At 68.2% G+C, this 16,738-nt stretch carries 12 protein-coding genes, 1 tRNA gene and 1 rRNA gene; 6 read left to right on the top strand and 8 right to left on the bottom strand.

The window, feature by feature from the left end; all coding sequences use genetic code 11:
* Both rrf and FV220_RS19015 read left to right on the top strand, forming a co-directional pair.
* Positions 1-93 (top strand): 5S ribosomal RNA (gene rrf, locus FV220_RS19020); the annotation flags it as partial.
* Positions 94-167: 74 nt separating this feature from the next.
* Positions 168-244 (top strand) — tRNA-Met (locus tag FV220_RS19015).
* 79 nt (positions 245-323) lie between these two features.
* Here the strand turns inward: FV220_RS19015 and FV220_RS19010 are convergent.
* On the bottom strand, positions 324-488 hold the full coding sequence (locus FV220_RS19010; protein ID WP_026175630.1) for a YqaE/Pmp3 family membrane protein: 165 nt from the start codon (positions 486-488) through the stop codon (positions 324-326).
* A gap of 107 nt (positions 489-595) precedes the next feature.
* Here FV220_RS19010 and FV220_RS19005 point away from each other — a divergent pair, with 107 nt between their 5' ends.
* Positions 596-1,363 carry a hypothetical protein gene (locus FV220_RS19005; RefSeq protein WP_147832878.1) on the top strand — a complete coding sequence of 256 codons (768 nt, stop codon included), beginning with the start codon at positions 596-598 and terminating at the stop codon, positions 1,361-1,363.
* Positions 1,364-1,452: 89 nt separating this feature from the next.
* On the opposite strand, the gene FV220_RS19000 is transcribed toward FV220_RS19005, so the two are convergent.
* The 5 genes from FV220_RS19000 to FV220_RS18980 form a co-directional block, all read right to left on the bottom strand.
* Entirely contained in the window at positions 1,453-2,742 is a 1,290-nt protein-coding gene (locus tag FV220_RS19000; protein WP_147832877.1) for a DUF4167 domain-containing protein, read from the bottom strand.
* A gap of 402 nt (positions 2,743-3,144) precedes the next feature.
* Positions 3,145-4,077, bottom strand: a complete 933-nt coding sequence (prmC, locus tag FV220_RS18995) for a peptide chain release factor N(5)-glutamine methyltransferase (RefSeq protein WP_147832876.1) — start codon at positions 4,075-4,077, stop codon at positions 3,145-3,147.
* Between the two features lie 41 nt (positions 4,078-4,118).
* Positions 4,119-5,204, bottom strand: a complete 1,086-nt coding sequence (gene prfA, locus FV220_RS18990) for a peptide chain release factor 1 (RefSeq protein WP_018042072.1) — start codon at positions 5,202-5,204, stop codon at positions 4,119-4,121.
* Between the two features lie 99 nt (positions 5,205-5,303).
* The gene (ptsP, locus tag FV220_RS18985; RefSeq protein WP_018042073.1) at positions 5,304-7,568 is read right to left on the bottom strand and encodes a phosphoenolpyruvate--protein phosphotransferase; all 2,265 of its coding nucleotides are present in this window, start codon (positions 7,566-7,568) and stop codon (positions 5,304-5,306) included.
* Between the two features lie 73 nt (positions 7,569-7,641).
* A complete protein-coding gene (locus FV220_RS18980) occupies positions 7,642-8,877 on the bottom strand; it encodes an aspartate kinase (protein WP_026175632.1) in 1,236 nt (411 codons plus the stop codon).
* Positions 8,878-9,067: 190 nt separating this feature from the next.
* Here FV220_RS18980 and ubiG point away from each other — a divergent pair, with 190 nt between their 5' ends.
* The 3 genes from ubiG (at position 9,068) to FV220_RS18965 (ending at position 11,487) form a co-directional block, all read left to right on the top strand.
* Complete coding sequence (gene ubiG / locus FV220_RS18975) at positions 9,068-9,814, top strand: bifunctional 2-polyprenyl-6-hydroxyphenol methylase/3-demethylubiquinol 3-O-methyltransferase UbiG (RefSeq protein ID WP_147832875.1); 747 nt, start codon at positions 9,068-9,070, stop codon at positions 9,812-9,814.
* 49 nt (positions 9,815-9,863) lie between these two features.
* Positions 9,864-10,433, top strand: coding sequence for a YbhB/YbcL family Raf kinase inhibitor-like protein (locus FV220_RS18970; RefSeq protein WP_056142591.1), 570 nt, complete (start codon positions 9,864-9,866; stop codon positions 10,431-10,433).
* Positions 10,434-10,512: 79 nt separating this feature from the next.
* Positions 10,513-11,487, top strand: a complete 975-nt coding sequence (locus FV220_RS18965; protein WP_147832874.1) for an NADPH:quinone oxidoreductase family protein — start codon at positions 10,513-10,515, stop codon at positions 11,485-11,487.
* A gap of 285 nt (positions 11,488-11,772) precedes the next feature.
* Here the strand turns inward: FV220_RS18965 and FV220_RS18955 are convergent, their stop codons facing one another.
* Both FV220_RS18955 and FV220_RS18945 read right to left on the bottom strand, forming a co-directional pair.
* Entirely contained in the window at positions 11,773-15,069 is a 3,297-nt protein-coding gene (locus FV220_RS18955; protein WP_147832873.1) for an error-prone DNA polymerase, read from the bottom strand.
* A gap of 244 nt (positions 15,070-15,313) precedes the next feature.
* A partial coding sequence (locus tag FV220_RS18945; RefSeq protein ID WP_147832871.1) for a DNA polymerase Y family protein occupies positions 15,314-16,738 on the bottom strand: 1,425 nt, incomplete at its 5' end.

Below are 16,738 nucleotides of genomic sequence, written 5' to 3'. Positions count from 1 at the left end.
CAGAACCCGATCCCATCTCGAACTCGGCCGTTAAACACACCAGCGCCCATGGTACTGTGTCTCAAGACACGGGAGAGTCGGTCGCCGCCAGACCTGCACAGTACAGAAAACATCCCCCCTCAACGATCCATACTTGCCGGCACATTGTCGCCGGCAGAACACCCTGGCGCGGGGTGGAGCAGCCCGGTAGCTCGTCAGGCTCATAACCTGAAGGTCACAGGTTCAAATCCTGTCCCCGCAACCAAACACACAAGAACACCACACGCAAAAGCCCGCAGCGTCAAACGCCGCGGGCTTTTGCGTGTCAAATGACATATCCAAACTCAGCGGGAACGCATCACGATCCAAAGCGCGTGGATCGAACCCGGCAGATAGAACAAAATGCACAGCAGGATGTTCAAAAAGAACTGAACCCCGATCCCGACGGTCAGAAGCACCGCGATCGGCGGCAGGAAAATCGCGATGAGAATGCGAATGAGGCTGGACACAGTGTTCCCCTGATCGATCATGTGATTGGTCGCTCCGGTGAACCGAAACGGCCGCGCTTAAGTTCCCTCGGCCTCGCTGTTCCCGCAGCGCGACTGGTCGTCATCTCATGCTGATCGAAGGCCTTCACTACCTGACGACGCCGGTCCCGCGGGCGCAGCGGACGCTGGGGTATCTGCGCGAGAGCGTCCTGTTGATGTCGCGGTCGCGGCGCTGTCGCGCGGCATGGGCGGACCATCTCGATGCGGCCCGGTCCGCCATAAGGCAATCCTGCGCAGATCTGGACCGTCGTCGCACCGCCGTGGTCCTCGGGTCGGGCCTCCTGGACGACGTACCCTTGGCTCATCTGGCCCAATGTTTCGAGCGCGTGATCCTCGTCGACATGGTCCATCTCTGGCCGGCGCGCTGGGCGGCGCATCGCTATGCGAATGTCGCTCTGCAGGTCTCGGATCTGAGTGGATGCGTGAAATGGCTGAGAGGGGAGGGGGAGCGGTGTGCCGATCCTCTCTCGGTGTTCGATCGGGGTGACATCGACTTCGTCGTCTCAGCCAACTGTCTCTCGCAATTGCCGATCCTGCCACTGGATTGGTTCGAGTCGCGCAACAGACCTCCTCCCGACGAACTCGGCCGCAGTATCGTGGCGGGTCACCTCGAAGGATTGTCACGTCTGCAGACGCGTGTCTGTCTCATCGCCGATACCGAGCAGGTGACGGACAATCGCGAAGGCCAGCTCGTCGAACGGTTCGATCTTCTGCATGGCATCGTCCTGCCCGAACCGGATCGGTCCTGGATCTGGGAGCTCGCACCGTTCGGTGAAGTCGAACGACACAGAAGGGAGCGCCATCGCGTCCAGGCTCATCTCGATTGGCGACCATGAGAGATTGGCACGACGTCGTAGCGCCCGAACGAAAAAAGCCGCCCGGTCAGGGGCGGCTTCCGAATTGGTCGGGTAGCGGGTCCGATACCCTATTCCACGGTGGAGGGCGTATCGTCGGTGCTGTTGCTGCCGCCCTCGGAACTCTCCGATCCTTCGAAACGCGGACGACGCCGACGACGGGGCTTGGGGGCGGTGGGAGAGGTATCGTCCTTCGACACGTCGCCGGCGAGATCCCGCGTCGGTTCCGGCGCGGCGGTCGGTTCCACGAAACGCTCAGGCAACGGCGGCGGGGCCACTGGGCGAGGAACGGCGGTCAGGAAGGCCGGAAGGGCCGCGACATCCTCGGAAGACCGCAGATCGGGCTCTTCCCGGCGACGGGAACGCCGCGGGGCCGTCTCCGAAGAACGACGGGCGTCGTTGCGGGCGGTGTCCTGACGGGGGGAATCCTGGCGAGCGGTTTCGAAGCGAACCGGTTCCTGGCGCGGACTCTCCTGACGATGAGCATCCTGCCGGGGCGCTTCCTGACGTGAGGTGTCCTGGGGCGTCACATCCTGCTTCGGCTGAGCATCGCCGCCCTGAAATTCGCTGCGAGGGTTCTCGTAGCGGGAGCCGTCGTTGCGGCCTTCGTTACGACCCTGGGCACGATTGAAATCGGCACGGGGCTGGTCCTGCCGAGCATAATCCTGGCGCGCCTGGTCAGGCCTCGCCTGCTCGTACCTCGGGCTTTCTTGCCTCGTGTTTTCCTGCCTGTTGCCCTCGCCCCGGAAGGAATCCTGCCGGTTGTAATCCTGCCGACCACCGTCGTTGCGGTTTCCGTCGTAGCGAGAGCCCTCCTGGCGGCCGCCATCTTGCCGGTTGCCGTCTCGATTGCCCTCGAAACGCTGCGGGCGATCGTTGCGGTTCTGGAAGCGCTCCCGGCGTGGATGACGCTGATCCGACGGCGAGTCTTGCCGAGTATCTTGCCGGGTATCCTGGCGGGGCTCGTAGGATTGCGGCTGAGGCTGTGGCTGAGGCTGTTGGGCCGGATCGCCGTATTCCTCGTTATAGCCGTTGCCGTAGCCGTTGGCAGCATAGCCCAGGCTCGCGCCCTGACCCTCATCGTCGCCGTCGTCGTCATCGTCGTAGCCGTTACGGGCATACCCACCGTTCTGCTGGCGGTTCTGCTCCTGGGCACCCGAGATGATGCGGAAATAATGCTCGCCGTGCTGGAAGTAATTCTCGGCGGCCACCGGGTCACCACTGGCTTGCGCATCGCGCGCGAGCTGGGCGTATTTGTCGGCGATATGCTGCGCCGTCCCACGGATTTTTACATCCGGCCCGTTGGACTCGTAGGAACGCGTCAGCGGATTGGGACCTTTGGGGCGGTTGCGACCGCGCATCCGTCTATTCTGGTTTGGTCTCATCGGTCTCGATTGACCCTCGTTCAAATCGGAGCGTCTGATGATGCGGCGGGGCTACGGGCGAAGAAGGAGAACCCGTTTCGGGCACTTCCTAGTCCTCGTAGGATCCGGTCAGTGGTTCCGCGATCGATTTTGCCGTGCTCGCCGTATGTCCGGTCAACCGATTCCTGCGCTCACAGTGCGGCGCTCATCGGTCGTCTGGCACTCAATTCATCAAGCTTCCACACGGCGTCTCGTGCGTATCGGCTTGATGGTGGGGAGATCGTCTAAAAGTATCGCGTGCTAGACGCCGCCGACACTTCTACCTCGATCCGCCTTGACGGATCGTTCGCGACCTGACTGTGACACTAGCGACTCCCCAAGCCCACAACAAGCTCTTTTTCATCTCCTGTCGTCGTTGGCCGTTGGCGGACGTCCGGCCAGCGTGACGACACGGGCGTGGCCGGCCAGATCTTGCCTCACGGACCCCCGTGCGAACCCCGCCTCGCGGCCGATCCTCAATACGTCCTCGGCCTGATCATGGCCGACCTCGAAGACGAGGGCTCCGTCCGGGGTGAGCAGGGGACGACCGTCCGTCGCCCCGCTCACTTCCCTCACGATCCGTCTGTACGCCTCGAGTCCATCCTCGCCACCGTCGAGGGCACCGAGCGGATCATGGCAGCGGACTTCCCTGGACAAGGTCGAGATGATCGCGCTCGCGATGTAGGGCGGGTTCGAGAGGACGACGTCGAACGGCTTGCCGAGGGCGGAGCACCAATCCCCCGCGACGAAGGCGGCCCGCCTCCCGACACCGTTGATCCGGGCATTGGTCCGGGCGCAGGCGAGCGCTTCGTGCGAGCGGTCGAGGCCCACTCCGAAGGCCTGTTTCCATTCGCCGAGGAGCGAGACGAGAATGCAGCCGGATCCGGTTCCGAGATCGAGAAGGCGGAGGGGGCGGTCGCGGGTGGTGTGGAGCGCCAAAGCGGCATCGACGACGGTCTCGGTATCGGGCCGTGGCACCAGGGTCGCCGCGTTGAGGATGAACGGGAGGCCCCAGAACTCCCACTCGCCGAGGATGCGCGCCACGGGCTCGCCCGCGAGCCGCCGGAGCATCGCCTCCCCCAGCCGCAGGGCACCCTGCTCGCCGATGGGCTCCGCACCGGAAAGGGCGAGCTCTGTCGGCGTGATGCCGAGGACGTGGAGGAGGAGGAACCGGGCATCGCTTGCCCCAGCGTCGATCCCGGCTTGGGAAAAAGCCGCAACGGCATGGCGCAAGGCCTGCGAGCGGGACTGCCGAGGATCGATGCCGCCACTCACCGCGTCGTCTTCGGTCACGCCAAGTCGCGTGCCGCCAGGCTCGTTTACGCCAGGTTCGTTCACGCCATGCCTTCGGCGGCCATGAGTTCCGCCTGGTGCTCGGTGATGAGGGCATCCACGAGCTCGTCGAGGGCCTCTCCCGCGAGCACCTCTTCCAGCTTGTAGAGCGTGAGATTGATGCGATGGTCGGTGACCCGCGCCTGCGGGAAATTGTACGTGCGAATGCGCTCCGAACGATCGCCGGAACCGACCTGCGACTTGCGGTCCGCGGCCCGGACGGCGTCCTTTGCCGTGCGTTCCGCATCGTAGAGCTTGGCACGCAGGAGCGACATGGCGCGCGCCCGGTTCTTGTGCTGCGAGCGCTCTTCCTGGACGAAGATGACGATCCCGCTCGGCATGTGGGTGATGCGGATCGCCGATTCCGTCTTGTTGACGTGCTGGCCGCCGGCGCCCTGTGACCGCATCGTGTCGATCTTCAGGTCGGCATCGTTGACGACGATATCGACCTCCTCGGCTTCCGGCAGCACCGCCACCGTGGCGGCGGAAGTGTGAATCCGTCCCTGCGCTTCGGTGTCGGGCACGCGCTGGACGCGGTGCGCTCCGCTTTCGAATTTCAGCTTGGCGAAGACGCCTTTGCCCTTCACCTCGGCGATGACTTCGCGATAGCCGCCGACGGTGCCCTCGCTCTCGGAAATGACGTCGACCTTCCAGCCCTTCAGGTCGGCGTATTTCGCGTACATGCGGAACAGGTCGCCGGCGAAGAGCGCGGCCTCGTCGCCGCCGGTGCCGGCGCGGATTTCGAGGATCGCGCTCTTCTCGTCGGCGGCGTCCTTGGGCAGCAGGATGACCTGGAGCGCCTTGTGGGCGGCCTCGAGCCCCGCTTCCGCATCGGGCTTCTCGGCGGCGGCGAGAGCGCGCATCTCCGCATCCCCCCCCGGCTCGTCGATGAGGGCCTCGATCTCGGCGAGGTTCGTCGCCGCGGCGCGGTAGGCGTGGATCGCCGCCACCACGCCGTCGAGCTCGGCTAGTTCCCTGGACAGCTGGACGAAGCTGTCGGAATCGGCCGAGCCTGCGCTGAGCGTGGCGGTGACGATGTCGTGCCGCGTCAGGATGGCGTCGAGACGGTCTGAAGGAATAGGGGTCATCGCCCGGAGGATACTCTCAACTGTGGAATACGCATGTCCGACGGACGTGCCGGGTCCGCGGGGGTGGTCGTGGCTCTCGGCAAGACGCCGTCACGCTCGCTAGATAGGCACGCCCTGCGCCTTGGCGAAGGCCGTGAGGACCGGCCTCAGGGAGGCACTGTCGCCCGCCCGTTCGATCTCCGCATCGATGAGGGCGGTGACGGCGGCCGCATCGAGGGCGAGCACCATCGCCTTGACCGGGCCGATGGAGGCCGGCGACATCGACAGGTTGCGGAAGCCGAGGCCGATCAGGGCCATCGCCTCCAGGGGCTTGCCGCCGATCTCGCCGCAGATGGTAACGGGGCAGCCGGCGGCGGTCGCCCGCTCCGCGATGAGGCGGAAGGCGCGCAGGGCCGGGATGCTCAGCGTGTCGAACCGGTCGGCGACGCGGCGGTTCTCGCGGTCCACCGCGAAGAGGAACTGCATCAGGTCGTTGGAGCCCACCGACAGGAAGTCGGCGACCTTGGCGATCTCGTCGATCTGGAACAGGAGCGAGGGCACCTCGACCATCACGCCGAGGCGGCAATCGCTCGGCAGGACGTGGCCGTGGCGGCGCAGATGCGCCTTCTCCCGGTCGACGATGGCCTTGGCGCGGACGAACTCGTCCACCGTGGCCACCATCGGGAACATGATCTTGAGGGGCCGGCCCGACGCGGCCCTGAGAAGCGCGCGCAGCTGCACCCGCAACAGGGCGGGGCGGTCGAGGCCGATGCGGATGGCGCGCCAGCCGAGGGCCGGGTTCTCCTCCTCGAGGGCCGGCATGTAGGGCAGGATCTTGTCGCCGCCGATATCGAGGGTGCGGATCGTCACCGGCAGGTCGCCGGTGGCCGAGAACACCGCCTCGTAGAGCGATTGCTGCTCGGCGGCGGACGGCATCCGCTGCGCCACCATGAACTGCAGCTCGGTGCGGAACAGGCCGATGCCCTCCGCCCCGGTCTCGTGGAGATGGGTCAGGTCCACCAGCAGCCCGGCATTGAGCTGCAGGCCGATGGCGACCCCGTCCGTGGTGACGGCTGGCAGGTCGCGAAGCGCCCGGTACTGTTCCTGGCGGCGCGCGCGCAGGCGGACCTGCTCGGCATAGGCCGCCTCGATCTCAGGGCCGGGCCGGACCTGGATCTCGCCGGTCACCCCGTCGACGATGATCGCATCACCCGCGTCGCAGAGCGCCGTGGCGTTGGCGATCTCGCCCACCGCCGGGATCCCGAGGGCGCGGGCGACGATGGCGATGTGGCTCGTCGGGCCGCCTTCCTCCAGCACCACGCCGCGCAGGGAAGCACGGTCGTAGTCGAGGAGGGCCGCCGGCCCCATGGAGCGGGCGACGAGGATCGCGTTCTCCGGGAGCTCCCGGTGCGTGCCGTTGCCCTCCGTGCCGATCAGCGTGCGCAGGAGGCGATTGGCGAGGTCGTCGAGGTCGTGCAGCCGGTCGCGCAGATACGGATCGCTCTGTCGCATCATCCGGGCGCGGTTGTCCGATTGGACACGCTCCACGGCGGCCTCCGCCGTAAGGCCGGAATGGACAGCCTCGCGCATCCGGCGCAGCCAGCCCTTGTCGTGGGCGAACATCCGCACGGTCTCCAGCACCTCGCGGGATTCGCCGGTGCCGATGATGTCGCCGCGCTCCACGAGTTCGTCGATGGCCGAGCGGACCTCGCCGATGGCCTCCTCCAGGCGCTCGACCTCGCGCTCCAGGTTCTCGGCGATGAGCTGCTTCACGATGATGCGCGGCTCGTGCAGCACCACGTGCCCGAGGCCGATGCCGTCGGCGAGCGCGACACCGCGCTGGCTCACGGCGCGGCGCGCGGCCGAGCCTGCGCCCGGTGCCAGGGATTGCAGTTCACCCGAAGCGATCATCTCGGACAGCACCATCGCCGTCGTCTGGAGCGCCTCGATCTCTTCCTCCGAATAGACCCGGTAAGTGAGGTTCTGCACCACGAGGACGCCGAGGGTGTTCCCCGCGCGCAGGAGCGGCACGCCGAGGAAGGCGTGGTAGGCCTCTTCCCCGGTCTCGGGCCGGTACGAGAAGGACGGATGCGACTGGGCGTCCGAGAGCGAGAGCGGTTCGGCGGTCTTGGCGATGAGGCCGACGAGGCCCTCGTCCGCCCGCATCCGGGTCAGGTGGACGGCCGAACGGTTCAGGCCCTCGGTGGCAAACAATTCGAGCGTGTTGTCATCGCTCAGCACATAGACTGAGCAGACCTCGGCGATGACGTTCGCCGCGATGAGGGTGACGATACGGTCGAGACGTGCCTGTGGACTGACCGGCTCCGCCATCGCTTCGCGGAGGCGGCGCAGCAGCAGGCGCGGGCCTCCGGGCGCAGCAGGCATGGTCTCCTCGATCCGAATTCAGTCCCCCGAGGCCCGCCTGAGCAAGTTTCGTGCGCGGCGACGGGGGCGGCGCTCAAGCCTGATCGAGGCCGTATAGCGAGTGGAGCGTGCGCACGGCAAGCTCCGTGTAAGCCGCATCGATCAATACGGAAAACTTGATTTCCGACGTGGTGATCGCGCGGATGTTGATTCCCTTCTGCGCGAGCGCCCTGAATGCCTTGGCGGCGACGCCCGCATGGCTGCGCATGCCGACGCCGATCGCCGAAACCTTCACGACATCGGTGGCGCCTTCGATCTGGGCAAATTCGATGATGCCGCTCTGGGCGTCGAGAATCGTGCGGGCGCGGTCGTAATCGGCGGAGGGGACCGTGAAGGTCATGTCCGTGGTCGACTGGTCGCCCGACACGGTCTGGATGATCATGTCGACGTTGATGTTGGCGTCCGCCAGCGGCCCGAAGATCGCCGCGGCGACGCCGGGGCTGTCCTTGACGCGCCGGAGGGTGATCTGCGCCTCGTCCTTCGAGAAGGCGATCCCGGTGATGATCTGCTGTTCCACGATGTCGTCCTCGTCGCAGATGAGGGTGCCTGTGCGGGCGTTGTCGGGCGGGTCGAAGCTGGAGCGCACCGTGGTCGGTACGCGATGGACCATGGCGAGTTCGACGGAGCGGACCTGGAGCACCTTGGCTCCGAGGGAGGCCATCTCCAGCATCTCCTCGAAGGTCACGCGCTCCATGCGCCGGGCCTTCTGCACCACGCGCGGGTCGGTGGTGTAGACGCCGTCGACGTCGGTGTAGATGTCGCAGCGCTCGGCGCCGATGGCGGCGGCGATGGCCACCGCGCTGGTATCCGAGCCGCCCCGGCCGAGCGTGGTGACGCGGCCGGTCTCGGCGTGAATGCCTTGGAAGCCTGCGATCACGGCGACTTCACCGCGGGCGAAGCCGGCATCGAGATTCTTGGGGTCGATCGCCTCGATCCGTGCCGAGCCATGGGCATCGGAGGTCTCGATGGGGATCTGCCAGCCCTGCCAGGAGCGGGCCTTGATGCCGTTCTTCCGGAGCGCCGTGGCGAGGAGGCCCGCGGTGACGAGTTCGCCCGAGGCGACGACGGCGTCGTACTCGGCCTCGTCGTAGAGCGGGTTGGCGTCCTTGACCCAGGCCACCAGTTCGTTGGTCTTGCCGGACATGGCCGAGACCACGACGGCGACGTCGTAGCCGGCCTCGATCTCGCGCGCCACGTGGAGGGCCACGTTGCGGATACGGTCCACGGTCGCCACCGATGTGCCGCCGAACTTCATCACCAAACGGGGCATGTCGGGTCCGCGTCGATCCATTCCAGAGCCGGCTGTCCGCCGGGAGCACGGCGCTTTATCGGCTTCGAGCCGGAGCGGCGTCCCGCCGCTGTACCGGCCGGTGCTTCGGCGGGTACAAGGGCACTTCGGACGTGTCAACAATCGGGCATGCGGGCGGGATGGCCCGCATCCGGGTCGGAAGGTCAGGCGAATGAACCCAGCGGCATCTTCTTCCATCGACGCCGAGGAAGTCGCGCGCTTCGAGGGCATCGCCGCGACGTGGTGGGCCGAGGACGGGCCGATGAAGGTGCTGCACCGGTTCAACCCGGTGCGCCTCGCCTATGTCCGCGACGCGATCTGCCGGGAATTCGGCCGCGACCCGCGCATGCCCTATCCGCTGAAGGGGCTGACCATCGTCGATGTCGGCTGCGGCGGCGGTGTCCTGTCCGAGCCCCTGGCGCGCCTCGGCGCCAGCGTCACGGGGCTCGATCCGGCGCCCACCAACATCGCCGTGGCGCGTTCCCATGCGAAGGCCGGGGGCGTGGCGGTGGATTACCGCTCTCAAACCATCGAGGAGGTGGTGGCGGCGGGCGAGCGGTTCGACGTCGTCCTAATTATGGAGGTGGTGGAGCACGTGGTCGACATGCCGGCCTTCGTCGCCAGCGCCTGCCAGGCGGTGAAGCCGGGCGGTCTCCTGTTCGCCGCCACCCTGAACCGCACGATGCGCTCCTTCGCGCTGGCCATCGTCGGAGCGGAATACGTCCTCGGCTGGCTGCCGCGCGGAACCCACGACTGGAACAAGTTCGTGAAGCCTGACGAACTGTCCCGCGCCATCGCACGCGGCGGCCTCTCCGTCACCGATACCACCGGCGTCGTGTTCAATCCCCTCGACGGGAGCTGGCGGCCCGCCCGCGACACGGCGGTGAACTACATGGTCGCGGCCGCCCGTCCGGCCTGAACCGGGTGCGCCCCTCCTCGTTGACCACGCGAATCGACGAGGAGACATCATGCTGGAAAAGCTTCCGCACGCGGTCGGCGCGGCCCTGTCGGGCCTGAAGGCCGGGCTCGACACGACCGCCTACCACCGGGATTTCGGGAGCGTGCCCGAGACGATCTCGCTGACGAGTCCGGCCTTCGCCGACGGGGCGAGCCTTCCTGCGCGCTTGACCGCCGATGGGCCGGGCGTCTCGCCGCCGCTGTCATGGAGCGGCCTGCCGGCCGGTACGAGCCGCGTGGTGCTTCTGGTGGAGGATGCCGGTAGCCCGACTCCGAAACCCCTCGTCCATCTCATCGCCTGGAATCTCGCCGCAAGCGAAAGCCTTCCCGAAGGCGCTCTCGCCAGCGCCGCCGGTGAGGGATCGCAGCATGACCTCGGGCAGAACAGCTTTCTCAAGGACCAATGGCTGCCGCCGGACCCGCCCACCGGACATGGCCCCCACGCCTACCTGTTCCAGATCTACGCCCTGGATGCTCCGCTCGATCTGCCGGCGAGTCCGGGACGTGCCGCGCTCATCGAGGCTATGACGGGTCGAGTCCTCGCCAAGGGCTGCCTGACCGGACTCTACGAGCGCCGCTGACGCCGCCGCTTGCGCCGATGCCGCCAATCGGTGCAAGCGCGCTCAAGCAAAAGGCGCTGCGGCTCAAGGGAGGATCGGCATGAAGGCTTTGCTCTGCACCAGGCTCGGCGGCCCCGAGGATCTCGCAATCGTCGAAGTGGCCGATCCGGTCGCCGGTCCGGGTGAGGCCGTGGTGCGGGTGACGCTGGCGGCGCTGAACTTCTTCGATACGCTCATCATCGCAGGGCGCTATCAGGTGAAGCCCGATCTGCCGTTCTCGCCCGGCGGCGAAGCGGTCGGAATCATCGAGGCCCTCGGGGAGGGCGTCGAGGGTTTCGAGGTCGGCGACCGCGTCATCGTCCACCGCACCTACGGCACCTGTGCGGAGCGCATCGCGGTGGGCACCCGGCATCTCACCGCCGTCCCCGATGCGGTGAGCGACGAGCAGGCGGCCGGCCTCACCATCACCTACGGCACCTCGCTCCACGCCCTGCGGGATCGCGCGAAGCTTCAGCCCGGCGAGACGCTGGCGGTTCTCGGCGCCTCGGGCGGCGTCGGCCTCGCGGCGGTGGAACTCGGCGTGATCATGGGAGCGAAGGTGATCGCCTGCGCCTCCTCACCGGACAAGCTCGCGGTGGCGCAGGCGCACGGCGCCGAGTTGGGGCTCGATTACAGCGCGGACAATCTGCGCGAGGGGTTGAAGAAGCTCACCGAGGGACGGGGCGTCGACGTGATCTACGATCCCATCGGCGGCGACTACGCCGAACCTGCGCTCCGTTCGCTCGGCTGGAAGGGGCGCTACCTCGTCATCGGCTTCGCGGCCGGCGACATCCCGCGCATTCCCCTCAACCTCGCTCTCTTGAAGGGCATCGACATCCAGGGCGTGCATTGGGGGGTGTTCGTGGAGCGCGAGCCCGAGGCTCACCGGGCGAACCAGGAACAACTCCTCGCCTGGGTGGCGGAGGGGCGCCTCAAGGCCAAGATCCACGGCACCTATCCCCTGGATGATTATGCCGGGGCGCTTGGCATCCTCAAGCGCCGCGAGGCCGTGGGCAAGGTGCTGCTGCGGCCGTGAGGGGGGTGTTGGTATGCGATGATCTGCTCAACATTGGGAGAGAGCCCGCCTCTCCCCGCACGCGGGGAGAGGACCGAAGGCACCTTGTCGTGCCTTCGGTGAGCGGAGCGACGGTGAGGGGGCAATTCCGAAAGAGCCTCTTCCGCAATCGCCCCCTCACCCACGGCTGCCGCCTCGCCGCGCCGACGACGAGGTCGTCGCGGCCCTCTCCCCGCCTGCGGGGAGAGGGGATGCGCACCGGTCTCTTCGCTTGAACGTCGTCCGCGTCCACAGGCGCACCGCCCCTCAATGGAAATCCCGGCTGCGGTAGACGCGCCGGTCCGGCGGCGCCCCGAAATCCGTGGTCTCCGGTGGGAGGGGGAGACCGCCCTCGCGCAGGGTCCGCAATTCCTCCGTCAGGTCGCGGAACTGCTCGGCCAGGAGATGGACCACCAGCCCCGAGCGCTGGATGCGCCCGCGCACGGCGATGAAGCGGGCGCTCATGGCGATGCGCCGGTTGGCTTCGAAGACCTTCTTCCAGACGATGACGTTGCAGATGCCGGTCTCGTCCTCCAGCGTCAGGAACACCATGCCCTTGGCGGTGCCGGGGCGCTGCCGGGTGAGGACGAGGCCCGCTACCGTGACGCGGGCATTCTGGGCCCATGAGGGATCGTGATGCGCCGCCGCCGGGATCGCGCCGATGCGGGCGAGGCGGGCGCGGAAGAACGCCACCGGATGGCCCTTCAGCGAAAGGCCGGTGGAGACGTAATCCTCCGCCACATGCTCGGAGAGTGCCATGGCGGGCAACTCCACCGCGGGCTCGGCCCGGAACAGGCCGTCATCGGCATGGAAGGCGAAGAGCGGCATCGGCGCATCGAGGAGATGGGTGCGCCGGTCGGTGGAGACGCCCCGCCCGGCGCTGGCGCGCGTCGAGGTGCCTTCCAGTGCCCTCACCGCCCAGAGGGCGGCGCGGCGGTCGAGGTCGAGGGAGCGGAAGGCGTCGGCCTCGGCCAGGCGCTCGAGGGCGTTGCGGGGCAGTGTCAGGGCGGCCTGCAGGCCCTCGACGCTGGCATAGCCATTGCCGCGCAGAGCAACGAGCCGGGCCATGCCGGCCTTCGGCAGGCCGCTCACCTGGCGCAGGCCGATGCGGACGGCGAAGCGGCGCTCCGGCCCCCTCTGCGCCGAGGCCGGTTCCAGGGTGCAATCCCATTCGCTGGCATTGACGTCGGGTCCGCGTACCTCGACGCCGTGGGCACGGGCATCCCGCACCAGCTGGGCCGGCTGGTAGAAGCCCATGGGCTGCGAATTCAGGATCGCGGCGAGGAAGACGTCCGGGTGGCGGCACTTCATCCAGGCCGAGGCATAGACCAGCAGGGCGAAGCTCGCCGCGTGGCTCTCAGGAAAGCCGTAGGTTGAGAATCCCTCGATCTGCTTGAAGCAGCGCTCGGCGAAATCGCGCGGATAGCCGCGCCCGGCCATGCCCTCGATGAACTTGGTCCTGAAATTCACGATCTGCCCGTTGTGCCGGAAGGTGGCCATGGCCCGGCGCAACCCGTCGGCCTCCGAGGGCGTGAAGCCGGCCGCCGTGATCGCGATCTGCATGGCGTGCTCCTGGAACAGCGGCACGCCGAAGGTCCGCTTCAACACCTCCTCGAGTTCGTCCTTCGGCCCGTGCTCGGGGGAGGGGGACGGGAAGACGACGGGCTCCTCGCCCGAGCGCCGGCGCAGGTAGGGATGGACCATGTCGCCCTGGATCGGCCCCGGACGCACGATGGCGACCTGAACCACGAGATCGTAGAATTCCTTCGGCTTCAGGCGCGGCAGCATCGACATCTGCGCCCGGCTCTCGACCTGGAACACGCCGACGGAATCGGCCTTCGACAGCATCGCGTAGACCTCCGGCTCTTCGCGCGGGAGGTCGGCCAGCGTCTCGTAGGCGATGCCGTGATCCTCGCGCAGGAAGTCGAGGCCGCGCCGGAGGCAGGTGAGCATGCCGAGCGCCAGCACGTCGACCTTGAGGAGGCCGATCGTGTCGATGTCGTCCTTGTCCCATTCGATGAAGGTACGGTCGGCCATCGCCGCGTTGCCCACCGGCACGGTCTCGTCGAGACGTCCCTTCGTCAGCACGAACCCACCCACATGCTGCGACAGGTGGCGCGGGAAGCCGATGAGCTGGATCGCGAGGTCCACCGCCTGCCGGATCGCCGGGTTGGCGGGGTCGAGCCCGGCCTGCGCGATATGCTGGTCGGGCAGGCCGGCGCCCCAGGAGCCCCAGACCGTGTCGGCCATCATCCCGGTGATGTCGGGGGTGAGACCCAGCACCTTGCCGACCTCGCGGATCGCGCTGCGGGGCCGGTAGTGGATCACCGTGGCGCAGATCGCCGCCCGGTCTCGCCCATACCGGTCGTAGAGATACTGGATCACCTCCTCGCGGCGCTCGTGCTCGAAATCGACGTCGATGTCGGGCGGCTCGTCCCGGCTCTCGGAAATGAAACGGGCGAACAGGAGCCGGATCTTGGTCGGGTCCACCGCCGTGATGCCGAGGCAGTAGCAGACAACCGAATTGGCCGCCGAGCCGCGGCCCTGGCACAGGATTCCCCGGTTCCGGGCGAATTCGACGATGTCGTGGATGGTGAGGAAGTAGCGGGCGTAGTCGAGGCGGCGGATCAGGTCGAACTCGGTGCGCAGGGAGGTTTCGACCGTCTCCGGGATACCGTCCGGGTAGCGCAGTTCGGCCCTTTGCCGGGTCATGTATTCGAGATGCCCCTGGGCCGTCCGGCCGGGGGGAACGGGCTCGTCGGGATACTCGTATTTCAGCTCCTCCAGGGAGAACCCGCAGGTCTCGGCGATCTCGATCGTGCGCGCGATCGCTTCCGGGTGGTCGGCGAAGAGCCGGGCCATTTCGGCGGGTGGCTTCAGGTGACGCTCCGCATTGGCTTCCAGGCGATAGCCGGCCTCGACCAGGGTGCAGCCCTCGCGGATGCAGGCGAGCACGTCCTGCAGGGGGCGCCGGTCGGGGTGGTGGTAGAGCGCATCCGAGACCGCCACCATGGGCGCGCCGAGGCGCTCCCCGAACCCGGCGAGGCGGCCGAGCCGACGCCGCTCGTCGCCGCGATAACGATGGCTCGCGCCGAGAAAAACGCGGCCGGGGGCCGTCTCCGCCAGGGCGGCGAGATGGCGGGCGAAGACGGGATCGTCCTCCTCCGGCGGGAGCGCGATGAAGACCTGCCCCCTTGCCGCCGCGAGCATGTCCGGGACACCGAACCGGCACGCGCCCTTCTCCGAGCGGCGGTTGCCGTCCGTGAGCAGCCGGCAGAGCCGTCCGTAGCCGTCTCGGTCCATCGGATAGGCGACGGCCTCGAACCCCTCCTCGGTGACGAGACGGACCCCCGGCAGGTAGCGGATCGTCGGTTCGCCCGTCTTCTCCCGGCGCTTGGCCTCGGCATGGCCGCGCACCACGCCCGACAGCGTGTTGCGATCGGCGATGCCGATGGCGTGGAGCCCGAACTCGGCGCCCTGCGCCACCATTTCCTGCGGATGCGAGGCCCCGCGCAGGAACGAGAAGTTCGTGGTGACCGCGAGCTCGGCATAGGGCGGGGTCATGCGCAGAATGATGGGCCGTTCGCGTGATCCCCTCTCCCCGCGAGCGGGGAGAGGGCCGCGACGACCCCGTCGTCGGCGCGGCGAGGCGGCAGCCGAGGGTGAGGGGGGGCGTCCGAAGGAGACTCGTCCGGAATCTCCCCCTCACCCTCGCTCCGGCTTCGCCTCCGCTCATCGCAGGCACGGCAAGGTGCCCGCGATCCTCTCCCCGCCCGGCGGGGAGAGGGGAGGGCGGTCATCTCGGCCCTCACGCGAACAATCCCTGCACGAACCAGCGCGCCGCCGTTTCAGCCGTGTGGAAGCCTTCCCGGTAGAGCCAGAGGCGCCGGCCGGATTCGTCTTCGACCACGTAGTAATCCCGGGCGGGGGCAGGGGCGTGCCACCAGGCGTCGGCGATGCGCTCCGGACCCTCGGCATGGGCGATCCGGTGCAGGCGCCGCCGCCAGCGGAAGCGCTGGGGTGGTCCGTCGGGAGCGAGCGAAAACACCTCGTCGGCCGCCTCGCTGCGAGACAGGAGAACGAGGGGACGGGGCGGCATCCCGCCCTGAGGCCGGGTGCCCACCCGCTCGGGCCACCGCATCTCGATTCTCCTCACCCGCCAGGGCTCCAGGGCATCGGCGCGTTCGGGGATGTGGCTCGCCCGTGGACTCACGCGGATGACCCTGGCCCCGATGCGTTGTCTGAGGGCGTCGGCGAGGCGGGCGGTCCCGCCGGTCTCGGCCTCCCGGTCGAGGCCCGTCTCGGCCAACGCGCCCTGGCGTACCTCCAATCGGCCGATGCCGGTCACGTCGAGCCGCACGGTCTCGAAGCCGAAGCCGGCATCGAGGGCCGGCCCGAGCCGGTCGAGGCGCAGATCGAGCAACCGCCCGACCTGGGTCGGGCAGAGGGTCGGTTCCGACAGGCCGAGATCGAGGCTGCGCTCGATGCCGTCGACCCGGTAGAGGCTCAGCCGCAGGGATCGCGCGCCCAGGCCCGAGGCGGCGAGGCGGGGGCCGATCTCCTGCATCAGCCGTATGGCGGTGGCGACGATGATCGCCTGATGTCCGATCGGATCGAGAAAACCCCGACTCGCGCCGAAGGCGGCCGGCTCCCCCAGGGAGACCAGCGGCTCGGGCCTTCTCCCCAGCGCCTGGTCGAGGCGCAGGAGCAGGGTCTCGCCGAAGCGTCGGGCCAGGGGAGGGCGGGCCGCCTCGGCCAGCGCCCCGATCCGGCGCAGGCCGAGGCGGCGGAGGGATTCGGCGATGGCCGGCTCGATCCGCAGGGCACTCACGCAGAGGTCGCGCAGGGCCGGCGCGTTGCCTTCCCGGGGCACGATGACGGGACGCGTCGAAGCACCGTGGCGGGCGAGCGCGAAGGCGCAGGCCGGCGTGTCGGCCAGGGCCAGCCGGGCGGGGATCGCATTGGCCGACAGGCGGGCGGCGAGGTCGCCCATCAGGGCGTCTTCCCCGCCGAACAGGTGACTCGCCCCCTCCACGTCGAGAAAGAAGCCGTCTCCGCCTTCCCCCGGCCCGAACGGCGCCACCATGGGTGTATACCGCTTGGCCCAGAGGCAGAGACGCGCGAGGGCGGCGGCATCGGCCTCCGGGTTTGCGGGATGAACGGCGATGCCCGGCCCGATCCGGGCGCGAGCCCGTGCGAGGGGCTCGCCCGGACGCAGGCCGAGAGCCCAGGC

Source organism: Methylobacterium sp. WL19, assembly GCF_008040005.1.
Taxonomy (GTDB): Bacteria; Pseudomonadota; Alphaproteobacteria; order Rhizobiales; family Beijerinckiaceae; genus Methylobacterium; species Methylobacterium bullatum.
Note: the sequence above shows the minus strand (reverse complement) of the source record. Positions and strands in the feature narration are given on the sequence as shown.

Coding starts and splice junctions, on each gene's coding strand:
- FV220_RS19005 (WP_147832878.1), top strand. CDS start 596: ATGCTGATCGAAGGCCTTCACTACCTGACGACGCCGGTCCCGCGGGCG.
- FV220_RS19000 (WP_147832877.1), bottom strand. CDS start 2,742: ATGCGCGGTCGCAACCGCCCCAAAGGTCCCAATCCGCTGACGCGTTCC.
- prfA (WP_018042072.1), bottom strand. CDS start 5,204: ATGACCCCTATTCCTTCAGACCGTCTCGACGCCATCCTGACGCGGCAC.
- ptsP (WP_018042073.1), bottom strand. CDS start 7,568: ATGCCTGCTGCGCCCGGAGGCCCGCGCCTGCTGCTGCGCCGCCTCCGC.
- FV220_RS18980 (WP_026175632.1), bottom strand. CDS start 8,877: ATGCCCCGTTTGGTGATGAAGTTCGGCGGCACATCGGTGGCGACCGTG.
- ubiG (WP_147832875.1), top strand. CDS start 9,068: ATGAACCCAGCGGCATCTTCTTCCATCGACGCCGAGGAAGTCGCGCGC.
- FV220_RS18970 (WP_056142591.1), top strand. CDS start 9,864: ATGCTGGAAAAGCTTCCGCACGCGGTCGGCGCGGCCCTGTCGGGCCTG.
- FV220_RS18965 (WP_147832874.1), top strand. CDS start 10,513: ATGAAGGCTTTGCTCTGCACCAGGCTCGGCGGCCCCGAGGATCTCGCA.
- FV220_RS18955 (WP_147832873.1), bottom strand. CDS start 15,069: ATGACCCCGCCCTATGCCGAGCTCGCGGTCACCACGAACTTCTCGTTC.